Consider the following 15,443-nt stretch of genomic DNA (forward strand, 5'->3'; position numbering starts at 1 on the left):
CTCTCAGCAGCGGCGACGGCGCGGCCGGCCCGCCGAGCGGCCTCCACCGGGTTGACGCCGGAGCGGGACGCTGGGGTGCCAGGGCCGCACGGCCCCTTGGCCGTCCGCGAAGCGCGTTCCTCCTCGCTCAGGCCGCGGCTCCGGCCTTCGCCCGCACCTCCTCTGGCGGCCCCCCCGCAGCAGCCAGCCCGCCAAGGCACCCCCGTCCCCGGCGGCGTGCATCCGCAGCATGCGGACACAGACCGCCGGAGCCACACCACAGGGAAACCCCCTCACCCTCGCCCCCTCAAAACCCAAGACCCCAGCAATGGTTGCCGGGGCCCTGCGGTCCTGCCGTCTTACCGTGGCAACGACGTTGCCGCCTTACGTGCCACCCGAGCCACCCCGCCCACACCCCGCCATCCGTGGCAGCCGAGGCAGCCGTCGTTCCGAGTTCCTGCCGCGGCCGGGGGCGTGGTCGGCCCCGCAGGGGTCAGTGCTTCGGGGCGCAGTCGTAGACCGTTTCGCCGAGCACCGGGACGGACGGCAGGCTCGTGCAGTCCTTCGTGACCCACTTCGTGATGGCCGACGTCGGCGTGGTCGCCGAGCGGCCGCCGCCGCCGAAGCCGCCCCACGCGCCGCCGCCCCTGCCGGCGAAGCCTCCCGCCCCGGCGAAGCCGCCCGCGCCGGACGTCTGGGGAAGCAGGACGTAACGCAGTTGGCCCGTTGACGTCAGGTGCTGGAAGGCGGTGAGGGTGGGGAAGGGGACCTGGCCGCTGAAGCCGCCCAGGGCGAGGACGGGGGCGCCGGCGCTGAGGATGTACGGGGAGGCCGTGTTCCAGCTCGTCGTCGCGAACACGTACCGCGCCGAACCCTGGTGGGCCCGCGCGTACGACAGCATCGAGGCCTGACCGGCGGTCAGCGTGCCGCCGCCCATCCCGCCGCCCATGCGCCCGCCGCCCATCCCGCCGAACCCCTGGGCGCGCGCCTTCTCCATCGCTGCGGACCCTGCGGAGCCCATCCCGCCGAAGCCGCCGGGCCGGGCCGATCCGCTCGACGGGTTCGTCGGTCCCACCGAGCCCATCATGCTGGTCATACCGCCCGACTGGCTGAAGACCTGGGACGCCCACGCGCTCGGCGCCAGCAGGATCGCGGCGAGGCCCGCCAGCAGTCCGGCGAGCGCGACACGCCGGGCCCGGGTGCCGCTCGCGCCGCGCCGCCCGAACACCAGCAGCCCGACGGCGACCACCCCCAGCGCGATCACCGCGGGTGCCAGCCACGGGGCGAACGAGCTGAACTGGAAGCAGAGGTACGCCGCCCACGCCACCGTCGCCGCCACCGCGCCGGGCAGCACCCACGCGCGCCGCCCGCCGTCCCGGAACGCCCGCCACATCGCCGTGGCGCCCGCGCCGGTGAGCGCGGCCAGCGGCACCGCGACGACGCCCATGTAATACGTGTGCCCGCCGACGCTGCCCGCGCTGAAGACCAGGAAGTACGTCACCAGCCAGACGCCCCACAGCACGAAACCGGCGCGCAGCCGGTCCTTGCGCGGACGCCGGCCGCGCCACAGCAGCCCGGCGACGAGCGCGATCGCGGCGAACGGGTAGAGCCAGCCGGTCTGCGAGGCGAGCGACGTGCCGAACATCTTCGACCAGCCGTCCTGCTGCCCGCCGAAGCCCCCGAAGCCGCCCCGCGCGCCCCCGGCACCCGCCCGGCCGCCCGCCGCGTCACCGCCGAACCCCGCACCGCCCGCGAACGCCCCGCGTCCGCCGGCACCCCCGGAAGCCTGCCCGCCGCTGCCGGTCGTACCGGTGCCCCGGCTGCCGGAGGCCCCGGTCGTACCGGACCCGTGGCTCCCGGCGGAGCCCGCCGTACCGGAGGCGTTCGCCCCGGAGCCGTGACTGCCGGCGGCAGCGCTCGCACCGGCCGCCCGCCCGCCGGCGGCCTTCCCGGCACCACTCGCCGCTGCCCCTTGCACCCCGGAGCCCTGCGTACCGGAGTCCTGCGCCCCGGAGGCCTGCGTACCGGAGCCTTGCGCCCCGGAGGCCCGCCCGCCGGAGGCGTTCGCCCCGAAGCCCTGCGCCCCGGAAGCCGTCGCGCCGGCGAACCCGCCGCGCCGCCCGGCGCCGCCCGCGCCGCTGCCCCCGCCGTGCCCGCCGCCCTGCGTCGCGCTGACGCTGCCCGTCGACGCCGCGGAGATCCCCAGGGAGGAGAAGCGGTTGAGGAAGTTGTAGCCGACGACCATGCTGAACGCGGAGTTGTTGGTGGTGCCGTCGATGTAGGGGCGGTCCTGGGCCGGGGTGAGGGTGGCCGCCAGCATCCAGGAGCCGGAGACGGCGATCGTCACGACACCGGCGACGGCGAGGTGGCCGAGGCGGCGCAGCCGGGCGCCCGGCGCGGCCAGCGCGTAGGCGAGGGCCAGCGCCGGCAGCACGGCCCACGCCTCCAGCATCTTCGCCTGGAAGCCCACGCCGACCCAGACGCCGGCCATCAGCAGCGGCCGCAGCCGTCCGGACTCCGCCGCGCGCCCGGTCGCGTCCGCGGCCAGCAGTACGCACAGGGTGAAGGCCGGGTCCTCGACCGCGGTGCGGAACAGCCCGGCCGCCACCGGGGTCACCAGGAACGCGGTGCAGGCGATGAGTGCCGCGTTCGGGCCGGCCCAGCGGCGTACCACCCGGAAGAGCACCAGGACGCAGCCGACGCCCTCCAGCACCTGGGGGAGGGTGAGCGCCCACGGGTGGAAGCCGAAGATCCGCGCGGAGACGGCCTGCGGCCACAGGAAGCCGGGGAGCTTGTCGAGGGTGATGGAGTTGCCGGGGTCGAACGAGCCGAAGAAGAAGCCCTTCCAGCTCTCCGTCATGCTCCGGACGGCGTTGGCGTAGAAGACGTGGAACTGGCTGTTCTCGATGCCCCACGCGTACACCAGCAGCGCCACGCCGCACAGCGCGATTAGCGCCGGTCTGCTGTACGCGGGCTGGTCCTCCGGGGATCTCCACGGCGCGCGAAAGCGGGGCGCGCTGCGGGGGACGGTGGGGGGGAGGACTGTGGTGGCCATGCCCGCAGTCTTCGGCACATCAAACGGACTAATCCGTCGTGCCGGGCCGTTTCAAGGGATTTTGAAGGCATTTCTCATCGGGCGGCCATCCGGGGGACGCGATGGTCGGGGACGGTGGCATCGCAGCCGTTCTCCGGCGGGAGAACGCGCAAGGGGCGTTCGTCCGACGAACGGACGAACGCCCCCAGCACCCGAAGCGGCCGGCGGCCACCCCGTCAACGTCAACGCGTAGGACAAGCACACCGGCCCGCCCCGCGTACAACGGTCCCTGGGACCAACAGCCCTTAGGACCAACAGCCCTTGGGACCAACAGCCCCTAAGACCGGCAGCCCGTACGACCAACAGCCCAGAGGACCAGCAGCCTGTAAGACCGGTGCACCCGTTCAACGCTCAGAACAACCGCACCGGTCAACAACCGCACCGGTCAACAACCGCACCGGTCACCATGCGCACCGGTCAACAACCGGCCCCGCCGCGGACAGCGCGAGGCAGCGTTACGGCAGGACCTGGATCTTGCGTCCCTGGCCCGCCTTGAAGCGGTCGATCGCGGACGCGTAGTCCTTCAGCGGCAGGCGGTCGCTGATGAAGATGTCCGGGTCCAGCACACCGGTCGCGAACAGGTCCGCGGCCCGCTCGTAGCTGTGCAGGACAGCCATCGAGCCGGTGATGGTGATCTCCTGGTTGTAGATCTTGTACGGCTCGATGGTCGCTCTGGCCGCGTAGTCCGCGACGCCGAACTGGAGGAACGTGCCGCCCTTGCCGACCCGGCCCAGACCGTCCTGGATCGCGGCGGCGTTGCCGGTGGCGTCGACCACCAGGTCCCAGCCGTAGGGCCGTTCGATCTCGTCCGGGGAGGCGGCGGTGATGTCGCAGCCCAGGGTGCGGGCGGTGGACAGCCGGTCCGCGTTGAGGTCGACCACGTCGACGCTCGCCGCACCGGTGCGCTTGGCCAGCTCCAGCATCATCAGGCCCATCGTGCCGGAGCCGTAGATCAGCACCCGGGAGCCGAGCTGGGAGCGCAGCACGTCGTAGCCGCGCACCGCGCAGGACAGCGGCTCGATCAGCGCGGCGTCCTCGGTGCGGATGTGGTCGGGCAGCTTGACGCAGTTGGCCACCGGTGCGACCGCGAACTCGGCCGCGCCGCCACCGGTGGTGACGCCGATGCCGCCCCAGCGCTCGCAGAGGTTGTTCTTGCCGAGCCGGCAGTAGTGGCACTCGAAGCAGTACAGCGACGGGTCGACGCCGACCCGGTCGCCGATCCGCACCTCGGTGACCGCCGAACCGACCGCCACGACCTCGCCGGCGAACTCGTGCCCGGGCACCAGCGGCAGCGACGGGGCGAACTCGCCCTGGAGGATGTGCAGGTCGGTGCCGCACAGGCCGCAGGCCGCCACGTCGATGACGACGTCGCGCGGTCCGGGCGACGGGTCCGGCACCTCGGCGATCTCCACCGTGCCGATCCCGGTGATGACGGCTGCCTTCATTTGACGGCTCCCAGCGACAGGCCCTGGACCAGCTTGTCCTGGGCGGCGAACCCTGCGATCAGTACCGGCAGGGAGATGCAGACCGCGGCGGCGCACACCTTCGCCAGGAACAGGCCCTGGCTGGTGACGAAACCGGTGAGGAAGACCGGCGAGGTACCGGCGACGACGCCGGTCAGCACCCGGGCGAACAGCAGCTCGTTCCAGCTGAAGATGAACGAGATGAGCGCCGTCGCCGCGATCCCCGGCATGGCCACCGGTGCCACGATGCGGGTCAGGACGGTCGGCAGCCCGGCGCCGTCGATGGAGGCGGCCTCCAGCATCTCCACCGGCACCTCGGCCAGGAACGACCGCATCATCCACACCGCGATCGGCAGGTTCATCGACGTGTAGAGGATGACCAGCAGCCAGATGTTGTCCAGCATGTGGATGTTCTCGGCGATCAGGTAGATCGGCAGCAGGCCGGCCACCGCCGGGAGCATCTTGGTCGACAGGAAGAAGAACATCACGTCGGACCACTTCTTCACCGGCTTGATCGACAGCGCGTACGCCGCCGGGATCGCCAGCGCCAGCACCAGCAGCGTCGACATCACGCTGGCCGTCAGCGAGTTGAGCAGCGGCGGCCACGGCGACAGGCCGCCGCCGGCGCCGAAGAACTCCCGGTAGCCCTGAAGGGTCAGCGGCGCGGCGAGCGACGGGGGATTGGTGGCCGCCGCCTGCTCGCTGTGGAAGGAGGTCAGCAGCATCCACAGCGCCGGCAGCACGAAGAGCACGCCGACCACCCAGGCCACCACGCTCCACACCACTCCGGTGCGCCGCTTGCCGGGGCGGCTGCCCGCGGCGGAGGCGGCACGGGCCGCCGCAGGTGTCATGGTCGCGGCACTCATCGGCCGGCCTCCTCGCTGAGCAGGGACGAGACGGTACGCAGGGCCAGCGTCGCCACGATGATCGAGGCGATGACCACCACGACACCCTCGGCGGACGCCTGGCCGTAGTCGTGCGCCTCGTAGAACGTCTGGTAGATCGTGTAGGGCAGGTTGCCGGTGCCCAGGCCGCCGGAGGTGAGGGTGAAGACGGCGTCGAAGTTCTGCACCACGTAGACGCAGCCGAGCAGCGCGGCCAGCTCCAGGTAGCGGCGCAGGTGCGGCAGGGTGAGGTAGCGGAACACCTGGAAGGGGCCGGCGCCGTCGACGGTGGCGGCCTCGACGGCGTCCATCTGGCGGGACTGGAGTCCGGCCAGCAGGATCAGCATCATGAACGGCGTCCACTGCCACACCAGCGATGCCTCGATCGACATCAGCGGCACCTTGGAGACCCAGTCGGGCTGCGGTGCGTTGTGGCTGCCGAACAGCTGCCAGACCCAGTTCAGCACGCCGTTGATCACACCGTAGGTGGCGTTGTACATCGCGTGCTTCCACAGCAGCGCCGAGGCCACCGGCACGATGAGGAACGGGGTGATCAGCATGGTGCGGACGATGCCGCGGCCCTTGAACTTGCGGTCCAGCAGCAGCGCCAGGCCCAGGCCCAGCAGCAGCGAGACCACGACGACGGCCAGCGTCAGCTCGACGGTGGTCAGCACCGCCTTGCGCAGCATCGGGTCGGTCAGCACCGTGGCGTAGTTGGACAGCCCGGTGAACTTGCGGTTCTGCGGCGACAGCGCGTTCCACTGGGTGAAGGAGATCACCAGGGTGGCGACGAACGGCAGCTGCGTGACGATGATCATGAAGATCAGCGCGGGCATCAGCGGCGCGCGCCGGGCCCAGCCCAGGGCTCGCTCGCTACGGCCCGGCGTCGGGGCGCGGCCGATGCGGGTGGGGGTGGTGGGGGCGGTGGTCAGGGTTGGCGAACTCATGGCGGCTCTCCGCGGGTCGTGGGGCGGGCTCAGCGGTAGTGCGCGGCCACGGCGGCCGCCAGTTTCTGGCTCTCGTTCAGCGCGGACGGCACGCTCGTCTGGCCGGCGATCGCCGAACTGAGGTTCTGTGAGACCCGGTCACCGAGCGCGGCGAACTCGGGGATGCCGACGAACTGGATGCCGGTCGCGGGCCGCGGCTGAACACCCGGGTTGTCCGGGGTCGCGGAGTTCAGCGCCTGCTGGGTGGCGCCGGCGAACGCGGCGGACGCCTTGATGTACGCGGGGTTGGTGTAGAGCGAGTTGCGGGTGCCCGGCGGGACGCGGGACCAGCCCAGCTCCTTGCCGGCCAGGTTCAGGTAGCCCTTGCTGGTGGCCCAGGAGATGAACTTCCACGCGTCGGCCTGGTGCGTGCTGGCCTTCTGCATGGCGAACGCCCACGAGTACAGCCAGCCGGAGTTCTTGGTCTGCTCCACCGGCGCCGGGACGTAACCGACCTTGCCGGCCACCGGGGAACCGGCGCCGTCCAGCGAACCGGCCGCCGACGTCGCGTCGTACCACATGGCGACCTTCGACTGCTCGAAGTCGTTGAGGCACTCGGTGAACCCGGACTCCGCAGCGCCCGCCTCACCGTGCTTCTTCAGCAGGTTGACGTAGAACTCGGTCGCCTTGGTGAACGCCGGGCTGTTGACCTCGGCCTTCCAGTCCTTGGTGAACCAGGTGCCGCCGAACGTGTTCACCACCGTGGTCAGCGGTGCGATCATCTGACCCCAACCGGGCTCGCCGCGCAGGCAGATGCCCTTCATGCCCGGCTTGGCACCGTCCGCCTCGGCGGCCAGCGTCGCCACCTGCTGCCACGTCGGGTGCGCCGGCATCTTCAGGCCCTTCGCCTGGAAGATGTCCTTGCGGTACATCAGGAACGACGACTCGCCGTAGAACGGCTCCGCGTACAGGTTGCCGTCCGACGCGGTGAGCGCCTTGCGGATCGGCGCCAGCACGTCCGCCTGGTCGTACCCCGGCGTCTTCGCCGCCAGCGGGTTCAGCGGCACCAGCCAGTGGTTGCGGGCGTAGAACGGGATCTCGTAGTTGCTGATCGTCGCCACGTCGTACTCGCCGGCCTGGCTGGAGAAGTCCTGGCTGATCTTGTCGCGGACGTCGTCCTCGGGAAGCATCGTGAAGTTGACCCGGATGCCGGTCTCCTTCGTGAAGTGCTCCGCCGTCAGCTTCTGAAGGTCCACCATCTGCGGGTTGTTCACCATCAGGACGTTGATGGTGTGCCCACCCGACCCCCCGCCGAGTTCGTCGCCGCCCGCGCCGGCGCAGCCGCTCAGCAGCAGACCCGCGACGGCCACCAGCGCGGCCGGCCGGGCGAACCGCAGCGGCCGACGCCGCCGTGACGGTGGTGACGATGATGTGGTCATCAGATCCTCTTTCTTGGGGGGGCGCGGGACTTCCGGAGACGGGGGCCTCAGGGATCTTCGGCCCGGCACCTCGGGGGGAAAACGGACGGAAAACGGTCACGAGGGAACGCGTGGGGGCGCGACGGCTCCGCCGGGCGGCGGTCGACGCCCGGACGGGGTGCGCGCTATGGGGAGTTGGGGGGAAGGTCAGGGGGAGAGGGAGATGGGGCAGGACCGGGCGGCGAGGTCAGACGCGCAGGACGTGCGGCCCCAGCAGGCTGTAACGGTGTGCCTCGGCCGCCGACAGCCCGGTGTCGGTGACCACCGCCTCGAAGTCGGAGACCTCCGCGAACCGGCAGAAACTGCTGGCGCCGAACTTCGTGTGCGTCCCCACCAGCACCCGGCGGCGCGCCGACTTCACCGCCTGCGCCTTCACCGCCGCCACCGCCGGATCGGGCGTCGTGAGCCCGAACTCCCGCGAGATGCCGTTGGCCCCGACGTACGCCAGATCGATGACGAACGACGAGAGCATGTCCGTGGTCCAGTCGCCGACCGTGGCCAGGGTCCGGCCACGCACCCGGCCGCCCAGCAGCAGCACGGTGATGTCGTCCGACTCCGCCACCGCCGCGGCCGTGGCCAGCGACGCGGTCACCACGGTCAGCCGGCGCCCGGCGGGCAGCAGGCCGGAAAGCAACTGCGGGGTGTAGCCCTCGTCGACGAAGACGGTCTCCGCCTCCCCGAGCAACCCCACCGCGGCCGCCGCGATGCGGCGCTTCTCCGCCACGTGCAGCACCTCGCGGCGCGCCAGACTCGTCTCGAACCCGGCGCTCTCCACCGGGTACGCGCCCCCGTGGGTGCGCCGGACCAGTCCTCTGCGCTCCAGCTCACTCAGATCGCGCCGGATCGTCTCGGGCGCCACCTGGAACCGGGCCGCCGCGCCCGAGACCTCCAGACGTCCGTCCTGCCGGGCGAGAGTGAGCAAGCGGTGCTGGCGGTCGGCCGCGGTCATCGTGCCTCCTGCCTCCTCGTTCCGCTGTCGGACGCCATGCCCGGACGGACGTGACGCCAGCCCGGGCGGTGCGACCGAGCGGGCGCCCGTTCGGGTCCGGTCGGGCCCGTTCGGGGCTGTTGCAGAGTTATACCGCCCGGCTCAAGCCTGTGAGGTGTCCATGACGGCGTGACTTCCGCCCGTTTCCACGGAAGCCCACCCGATATCCCTCCTGGTGGCAGCGGTACGCCGGGCACCCGCTTGTGGGTTTCCGCCGGATTAATGCCCGCTTCGCGCCCGTTTCTACTCCCCTGAGCGCCCCTCGTACGCCACGCGGTGACGACCCACGCCAGGTCAACGCCCCTTCCGCGTACGCCGTGTGATCGACCGTACGCGCAGAGTGCGCAAGGGGTGCCGCTCCGTGGTCGCCGACCGGATGCCCGATGAGCCCGGGCAGGCGCCCAGAACCGCGCGGGGTGAGCGGAAGGCGGCCGGCGCCGGCCGGAGAACTGCGGGGGCGCGGGCCGGAGCGTGGGCGGGGGCTGCGGGGGCGGCGGGGGCGGCGGGTGCGGCGGGTGCGCCGAAGCCGGGCTGAAGGCGGCAGGCCGAAGTGAAGCCGAAGCCAGGCTGAAGGAAGCAGGCCGAAGTGAAGCGGGCCGAAGTGAAGCCGAAGCCAGGCTGAAGAGATGCCCAGGCTGAAGAGATGCCCAGGCTGAAGAGATGCCCAGGCCGAAGTGAAGCAGGCCGAAGAGAAGCCGGACCCGGGCCGGAGAGAAGCCGGGCCGGTGAAGCCGGAGCCAGGCCGAAGAAGAGCCCAGGCCGAAGAGATGCCCAGGCCGAAGTGAAGCAGGCCCAAGAGAAGCCGGAGCCAGGCCGGAGAGAAGCTGGGGCCGAAGTGAAGCCGGAGCGAAGCCCGGGCCGAAGAGATGCCCAGGCCGAGGAGAAGCCGAAGGCCAAACGTCAGGTGTCCGTGCGTGATTGACGCGGCAGGTCGAGCGCCGCTGCCGTGTCGCAGTCCGCGTACTCGCGTACCGCGCTCGTGCGGGAGACGACGCGGCCGCGGTGGATGACGATGCGGCTGTACGCCAGCGACAGCACCGCGTCGAGCCGGGGGCCGCGAACGGCGAGGAGTTCCGCGGGGAAGCCGGCCTCGACGCGGACCTCGGGCAGGCCGAGCGTGTCGCGGGCCCGGGAGGCGACCGCGTCGTAGGCGGTGCGCACCCCGCATTCACCGTGCGACGCCAGCAGGAACGCCGCTTCCAGCGGGTCGCCGCGGCCGACCGGGTTCGCCGCGTCCCGCAGGCTGCCGCTGCCGGCGCTCACCCGGACCCCGGCGGCCCGCAACTCGCGGAAGACGCCGGGCCCGTGGCCGCCGCCGGGCCGGCCGCCGCGGCCGGGGGCGCCGCAGCCGCCCTGCGGCAGGCAGACCACCGCGACGCCGGCCGCCGACAGCTGGCCGGCCGCGCGGCGGGCCGCCTCCGGGCGCATCATGGCGAGCCCGGCGCAGCCGGAGAGCGTCACGCCGGGGCGCAGGCCGCCGGCCATCGCGGTCAGCCGGGCGAGCCGGGCCGGGTCGGCCGCGTCGGTGTGCAGGTCGACCGGGCAGCCGAACTCGCAGGCCACCGACAGCGCGGCCTCCGCGTAACCGGTGGGGTCCGGGTCGAGGTCGGGGCAGCCGCCGACCACGTCGGCGCCCATCTTCACCGCGTCGCGCAGCACCGCCAGGCCGTCGCCGCCGGCCGCGCCGGTGAGCAGCCGGGGCATGGCCACCGCGGTCAGGTCCACCAGGCCGCGCAGTGACCGTTTGGCCTGGAGCACCGCCTCCAGCGCGGCCAGCCCCTGGACGTCGCCGACCCGCACATGGGTGCGTACCACCGTCGCGCCGTGGCCGAGTTGGAGCAGCGCGGCCTCGGTGACCCGGCGTTGGACGTCCTGCGCCGCGTCGCTCGGCGGGCCGGCCGGGTCGGCGGTGAGCGCGGTGTCGAGGTGGGCGTGCGGTTCGGCGGGGGCCGGCAGCAGCAGGTAGCCGGTGAGGTCCACCCGGCTTCCGGTGCCGCCCTGGGCCGGGCCGTCCGCGGTCCGGCGGCCGTCCCGCAGCGCCGTGCCGCCGAGCAGGCCGGCCGGGCCAGTGCCGGGCGGCTGGCCGGCCGCCGACCCGGCGGTGAGGCTGCCCGCGGTGCCGACCGCCTCGATGCGGCCGCCGCTGAGCCGGACGTCCACCACGCGGCCGTCGCCGAGCCGGGCACCGGTGAGCAGCAGCACGGGTGCGGCGCCCGGCCCGTCACCCGGCTCGCCGGAGCCGCCCGGCCGGTGCGGCTGCGGAGGGACACTCTCGGTCATCGCGCTCCTGCGGTCCGGGACGGTGGCGCCGGTTCGGTGCGCGCTGTCACGTCTCGACCTTAGGACGCGGTGAGCGGCCGCGGGCGCAGGAGGGAAATAGTCGTACCGGTGCGGTCGGCCACCCCCAGTGACCTGGGCCCGGACCGTCCGCGGCCCCCCGCCGCGCACCCCTCCTACGACCCGTTGCCGGGGGTGAGTTGCGCCACGTCGGCGGGGACCGTATTTGGATTTCACGTACGGCTGCGGACCGTGTAATGTCTTCCTCGCTCGCCCCAATAGCTCAGTCGGTAGAGCGTCTCCATGGTAAGGAGAAGGTCTACGGTTCGATTCCGTATTGGGGCTCAGGTGAGAAGGGAATCTCGTTTGCCCACCGCCGGTTCTGCCGGTGGTAGGTCGACGAGGTTCCCCTCATCAAGGCGGTGTAGCTCAGTCGGTAGAGCAAGCGGCTCATAATCGCTGTGTCACCGGTTCAAGTCCGGTCACCGCTACTCCCTGTAGCCGATTGTGGGATCGGTCCTTCGATCGGCTACTCTTCCTGCGTTCACACCTAATGTCCGTCAAGGAGCACTCACGTGGCTGCCACCGATGTCCGCCCGAAGATCACGCTGGCCTGCGTGGAGTGCAAGGAGCGGAACTACATCACCAAGAAGAACCGGCGTAACGACCCGGACCGTCTTGAGATGAAGAAGCACTGCCCGCGCTGCAACGCGCACACCGCGCACCGCGAAACCCGCTGACCCTGGTCGGCGCGTAACGCGCTGGAAGACATACGCCGCGAGGCCGTCCCCGTCCCAGGGGGCGGCCTCGCGGCGTTTCTCCGCTCCGCGCTCCGCGCCGGCTGCCGGGCGCCGGGTTTCCGATGATCGTCCGACCGTATGTCCGTAAGCTTTCCGGAGGTGCCGATGCCGCTCGACCAGTCCTTCGTCGGGCGTACCTACCCGCCCACCGCCCCGTACGAGGTGGGCCGGGAGAAGATCCGCGAGTTCGCGGTCGCCATCGGCGACGCCAACCCCGCGTACACCGATCCGGCGGCCGCGCGTGCGCTGGGTCACCCGGACGTGATCGCGCCGCCGACCTTCCCGTTCGCGCTGAGCTACCAGGCGGCCCAGCAGGTGCTGGAGGACCCGGAACTCGGGCTGGACTTCAGCCGGGTGGTGCACGGCGACCAGAAGTTCCGCTACACCCGGCCGGTGCGGGCCGGCGACCGGCTCGTGGTGACGGTGAGCATCGAGTCCATCAAGTCGATGGCCGGCAATGATCTGATGACCGTGAGCGGCGAGGTCCACGACGCGGACGGCGAGCACGTGGTGACCTCGCTGATGATGCTCGTCGCCCGTGCCCCCGAGGAGGTATGAGCGTGGCCGCCAAGTTGACGTACGACGAGGTCGCGACCGGCACCGAACTGCCGCCCGGCGTCTTCCCGGTGACCCGCGCCACGCTCGTGCGGTACGCGGGCGCCTCCGGTGACTTCAACCCGATCCACTGGAACGAGAAGTTCGCCCTGGAGGTCGGACTGCCGGACGTCATCGCGCACGGCATGTTCACCATGGCCTCCGCGATCCGCGTGGTCACCGACTGGGCCGGCGACCCGGGCGCGGTCGTCGACTACGGGGTGCGCTTCACCAGGCCGGTGGTCGTCCCCAACGACGACAAGGGCGCCGTCATCGAGATCACCGGCAAGGTGGCCGCCAAGCTGGACGACGAGGCCCGCACGGTCCGCGTCGACCTGACGGTCACCGCCGCCGGCCAGAAGGTCCTCGGCATGGCCCGCGCGGTCGTCCGCCTCGCCTGACCCCCGGTGCCTCCGGCGGCGGTCACCCACCTCCGCCGGAGGCCCGCGAGCTGCACCGGGGCCGAACCCGGGCCGAACCGGGCCCGTCCGGCCGACACCGACCCGGAGCGCGCCGGCCCGGGCCCCGAACCGGCGGACCCCGGCCCGTGAAGACGCAAGCCCCGGCAAGCCCCGGCCCCCGAAGCGGCGGCCGCCGACCGGTGAAGACCCCGGCCCCGGCAGGCCCCGGCCCCGGGAAAGCTCTCAGCAGAGCACACCCACTTGACGAGTTAGTTAGTGAGTAATAACTTATAACCATGGCGAGCAGAGGACCCAGGATGTCGGCCGAGGAGCGGCGCGAGAGCGTCGTGCGGGCGGCGTACACGGAATTCGCCCGTACCGGGTACCACGGCACCTCGACCGAGGCCATCGCCCGGCGGGTCGGCGTTTCGCAGCCGTACCTCTTCCGGCTCTTCCCCGGAAAGCAGGCGCTGTTCCGCGCGGCCGCCGAACGCTGTTTCGACGTGACGCTGGCCACCTTCGAGAAGGCCACCGAGGGGCTGAGCGGCCACGACGCCAAGGAAGCGATGGCCGAGGGGTACGCCAAACTCATCCTGGACCGCGACGTGCTGCTGATGCAGATGCAGCTCTACGTGGCCGCCGCCTCCGCCGAGAACCCCGAGCTGTCGGAGTTCATCCGGCGGCGCTGGACCGGGCTGTGGGACTTCGTGCGGGGCCGCACCGGCTCCACCGACGAGGAGCTCACCCACTTCTTCGGCACCGGCATGCTGATCAACGTCCTGGTCTCCCTGGGCATCCCGCCCGGTGACCGGTGCTGGAACGCGCTCGGCGACGACTGCAAGATCGCCGCCCGGGAACTGCTCGCGCTGACCGACTGACCCCCGCCCTCTTTCCGGAGAGGGCATACGTGTGACCACGATAAGTAGTGATCGATAACTAAGCACCAGGGGAAGGCATGAAGACAACCACCACACCGCGGCCGGCCGACACCGCGCCGCCGCGCGGCCGGGCCGGCGTCATCTGGGCCCTGGTGATCACCAGCGTCGCCGGGTTCATGGCCGCGCTCGACAACCTCGTGGTCACCACCGCACTGCCCTCCATCCGCAAGGACCTCGGCGGGCAGCTGTCCGACCTGGAGTGGACGGTCAGCGCCTACACCCTCACCTTCGCCGTGCTGCTGATGTTCGGCGCGGCGCTCGGCGACCGGTTCGGCCGCCGCCGGATGTTCCTCACCGGTCTGACGATCTTCACGGTCGCCTCGGCCGGCGCCGCGCTCTCCACCGGCATGGACCAGCTCATCGCCGCCCGCGCCATCCAGGGCTCCGGCGCGGCGATCATGATGCCGCTGACCCTCACCCTGCTGTCCGCGGCCGTCCCGGCCCGCCGGCGCGGCATGGCCTTCGGCATCTGGGGCGCGGTCAACGGCCTCGCCATAGCCAGCGGCCCGCTCATCGGCGGCACCCTGACCGAACACCTGTCCTGGCACTGGATCTTCTGGCTGAACGTACCGATCGGCATCGCCGTGCTGCCGTTCGCCCGGCTGCGCCTGCGCGAGAGCCACGGCCGCGCCCTGCGCATCGACCTGCCCGGTACCGCCCTGGTCAGCCTCGGCCTGTTCGGCATCGTCTACGCGCTGATCCGCGGCAACGCCGACGGCTGGACCAGCCCGCTCATCCTCGCCATGCTCGCCGCCGGCGCCGTCCTCGTCGCCGCCTTCGTCCGCTACGAACTGCGCGCGGCCCACCCCATGCTGCCCATGCGGCTGTTCCGCGACCGCGGCTTCAGCGCGATCAACGCCGCCAGCCTGCTGATGTTCCTCGGCATGTTCGGCTCGGTCTTCCTGCTCAGCCAGTTCCTCCAGGGCGTGCAGGGGTACACGCCGATCCAGGCCGGCCTGCGCATGCTGCCGTGGACCGCCATGCCGATGGTCGTCGCGCCGATCGCCGGCACGCTGTCCGACCGGATCGGCGGCCGGCCCGTCATCGCCATCGGCCTCGCCCTCCAGGCCATCGGCCTCGGCTGGTTCGCGGTCATCATGTCGGTCGACGTCTCCTACGCGGCGCAGGTGCCGGCGCTGGCCGTCAGCGGCATCGGCATGGCCATGTACTTCTCGCCCAGCGCGAACGTCCTCATGGGGACCGTCGCCCCGCACGAACAGGGGATCGCCTCCGGCGCCAACAACGCCGTCCGCGAGATCGGCGGAGCCCTCGGCGTGGCCGTCCTCGCCTCCGTCTTCTCCGCCAACGGCTCCTACGCCTCCGGCCAGTCCTTCGTCAACGGGATCACCCCGGCGCTGTGGACCGGGGCCGTGGCGGTCGCCGTCGGCGCGGTCGCCGCGTTTCTCCTCCCCAGGAGGCCCCGGGCGGCGGACGCGAAGGCGGAGGAGAAGTCCCCGGTCGGCGCGTCCGCTGCGGCCACGGCGTCCTAGGCCGGCGCGGGGTCCGCGGGACGGCTCCTGCCGGGGGCGGGCGGCGGTGCGGTTCCTCCGGGGCGGTCACCGGTGCGGTTCCTCCGGGGCGGCCGGCGGTGCGGCGGAGGGGGCGGTGGCCGGTGAGGGCG

The 15,443-nt window shown here is 72.0% G+C and carries 12 protein-coding genes and 2 tRNA genes; 7 read left to right on the forward strand and 7 right to left on the reverse strand.

All coding sequences use genetic code 11. The annotated features are described in order from the left end of the window. Positions 1-472 precede the first annotated feature (472 nt). From POF43_RS20290 to POF43_RS20320, 7 genes are all read right to left on the reverse strand, one after another. Positions 473-2,914 carry a glycosyltransferase family 39 protein gene (locus POF43_RS20290; protein WP_282704689.1) on the reverse strand — a complete coding sequence of 814 codons (2,442 nt, stop codon included), beginning with the start codon at positions 2,912-2,914 and terminating at the stop codon, positions 473-475. A 614-nt stretch (positions 2,915-3,528) separates the two neighbouring features. After that, positions 3,529-4,518, reverse strand: a complete 990-nt coding sequence (locus POF43_RS20295) for a zinc-dependent alcohol dehydrogenase family protein (RefSeq protein ID WP_271317644.1) — start codon at positions 4,516-4,518, stop codon at positions 3,529-3,531. Beyond that, a complete protein-coding gene (locus tag POF43_RS20300) occupies positions 4,515-5,402 on the reverse strand; it encodes a carbohydrate ABC transporter permease (protein ID WP_271317643.1) in 888 nt (295 codons plus the stop codon). The genes POF43_RS20295 and POF43_RS20300 overlap by 4 nt, the downstream gene beginning before the upstream one ends. Beyond that, complete coding sequence (locus tag POF43_RS20305) at positions 5,399-6,367, reverse strand: carbohydrate ABC transporter permease (RefSeq protein WP_372516079.1); 969 nt, start codon at positions 6,365-6,367, stop codon at positions 5,399-5,401. The genes POF43_RS20300 and POF43_RS20305 overlap by 4 nt, the downstream gene beginning before the upstream one ends. A gap of 29 nt (positions 6,368-6,396) precedes the next feature. Further along, the gene (locus POF43_RS20310; RefSeq protein ID WP_271318636.1) at positions 6,397-7,785 is read right to left on the reverse strand and encodes an ABC transporter substrate-binding protein; all 1,389 of its coding nucleotides are present in this window, start codon (positions 7,783-7,785) and stop codon (positions 6,397-6,399) included. Positions 7,786-8,011: 226 nt separating this feature from the next. Beyond that, the gene (locus POF43_RS20315) at positions 8,012-8,773 is read right to left on the reverse strand and encodes a DeoR/GlpR family DNA-binding transcription regulator (RefSeq protein WP_271318735.1); all 762 of its coding nucleotides are present in this window, start codon (positions 8,771-8,773) and stop codon (positions 8,012-8,014) included. A 939-nt stretch (positions 8,774-9,712) separates the two neighbouring features. Continuing rightward, the gene (locus POF43_RS20320) at positions 9,713-11,092 is read right to left on the reverse strand and encodes an amidohydrolase family protein (RefSeq protein WP_271324875.1); all 1,380 of its coding nucleotides are present in this window, start codon (positions 11,090-11,092) and stop codon (positions 9,713-9,715) included. Positions 11,093-11,361: 269 nt separating this feature from the next. On the opposite strand from POF43_RS20320, the gene POF43_RS20325 reads away from it, so the two are divergent. The 7 genes from POF43_RS20325 (at position 11,362) to POF43_RS20355 (ending at position 15,312) form a co-directional block, all read left to right on the forward strand. Then, positions 11,362-11,434 (forward strand) — tRNA-Thr (locus POF43_RS20325). Between the two features lie 73 nt (positions 11,435-11,507). Beyond that, positions 11,508-11,580: transfer RNA gene (locus tag POF43_RS20330), tRNA-Met, on the forward strand. A gap of 84 nt (positions 11,581-11,664) precedes the next feature. Beyond that, the gene (gene rpmG / locus POF43_RS20335) at positions 11,665-11,829 is read left to right on the forward strand and encodes a 50S ribosomal protein L33 (RefSeq protein WP_004571794.1); all 165 of its coding nucleotides are present in this window, start codon (positions 11,665-11,667) and stop codon (positions 11,827-11,829) included. 165 nt (positions 11,830-11,994) lie between these two features. Further along, on the forward strand, positions 11,995-12,447 hold the full coding sequence (locus tag POF43_RS20340; RefSeq protein ID WP_271324877.1) for a MaoC family dehydratase N-terminal domain-containing protein: 453 nt from the start codon (positions 11,995-11,997) through the stop codon (positions 12,445-12,447). Between the two features lie 2 nt (positions 12,448-12,449). Next, the gene (locus POF43_RS20345; protein WP_271316487.1) at positions 12,450-12,884 is read left to right on the forward strand and encodes a MaoC family dehydratase; all 435 of its coding nucleotides are present in this window, start codon (positions 12,450-12,452) and stop codon (positions 12,882-12,884) included. Between the two features lie 296 nt (positions 12,885-13,180). After that, on the forward strand, positions 13,181-13,762 hold the full coding sequence (locus POF43_RS20350) for a TetR/AcrR family transcriptional regulator (protein ID WP_271324876.1): 582 nt from the start codon (positions 13,181-13,183) through the stop codon (positions 13,760-13,762). A 77-nt stretch (positions 13,763-13,839) separates the two neighbouring features. Next, positions 13,840-15,312, forward strand: coding sequence for an MFS transporter (locus POF43_RS20355; protein WP_271316489.1), 1,473 nt, complete (start codon positions 13,840-13,842; stop codon positions 15,310-15,312). Positions 15,313-15,443 lie beyond the last annotated feature (131 nt).

The sequence above is a fragment of the Streptantibioticus silvisoli genome, assembly GCF_027947535.2.
Lineage (GTDB): Bacteria > Actinomycetota > Actinomycetes > Streptomycetales > Streptomycetaceae > Streptantibioticus_C > Streptantibioticus_C silvisoli.

Excerpts from the sequence above, each read along its gene's own strand:
- POF43_RS20295 (WP_271317644.1), bottom strand. The coding sequence starts at position 4,518 with ATGAAGGCAGCCGTCATCACCGGGATCGGCACGGTGGAGATCGCCGAG.
- POF43_RS20300 (WP_271317643.1), bottom strand. The coding sequence starts at position 5,402 with ATGAGTGCCGCGACCATGACACCTGCGGCGGCCCGTGCCGCCTCCGCC.
- POF43_RS20305 (WP_372516079.1), bottom strand. The coding sequence starts at position 6,367 with ATGAGTTCGCCAACCCTGACCACCGCCCCCACCACCCCCACCCGCATC.
- POF43_RS20310 (WP_271318636.1), bottom strand. The coding sequence starts at position 7,785 with ATGACCACATCATCGTCACCACCGTCACGGCGGCGTCGGCCGCTGCGG.
- POF43_RS20315 (WP_271318735.1), bottom strand. The coding sequence starts at position 8,773 with ATGACCGCGGCCGACCGCCAGCACCGCTTGCTCACTCTCGCCCGGCAG.
- POF43_RS20320 (WP_271324875.1), bottom strand. The coding sequence starts at position 11,092 with ATGACCGAGAGTGTCCCTCCGCAGCCGCACCGGCCGGGCGGCTCCGGC.
- POF43_RS20340 (WP_271324877.1), top strand. The coding sequence starts at position 11,995 with ATGCCGCTCGACCAGTCCTTCGTCGGGCGTACCTACCCGCCCACCGCC.
- POF43_RS20350 (WP_271324876.1), top strand. The coding sequence starts at position 13,181 with ATGGCGAGCAGAGGACCCAGGATGTCGGCCGAGGAGCGGCGCGAGAGC.
- POF43_RS20355 (WP_271316489.1), top strand. The coding sequence starts at position 13,840 with ATGAAGACAACCACCACACCGCGGCCGGCCGACACCGCGCCGCCGCGC.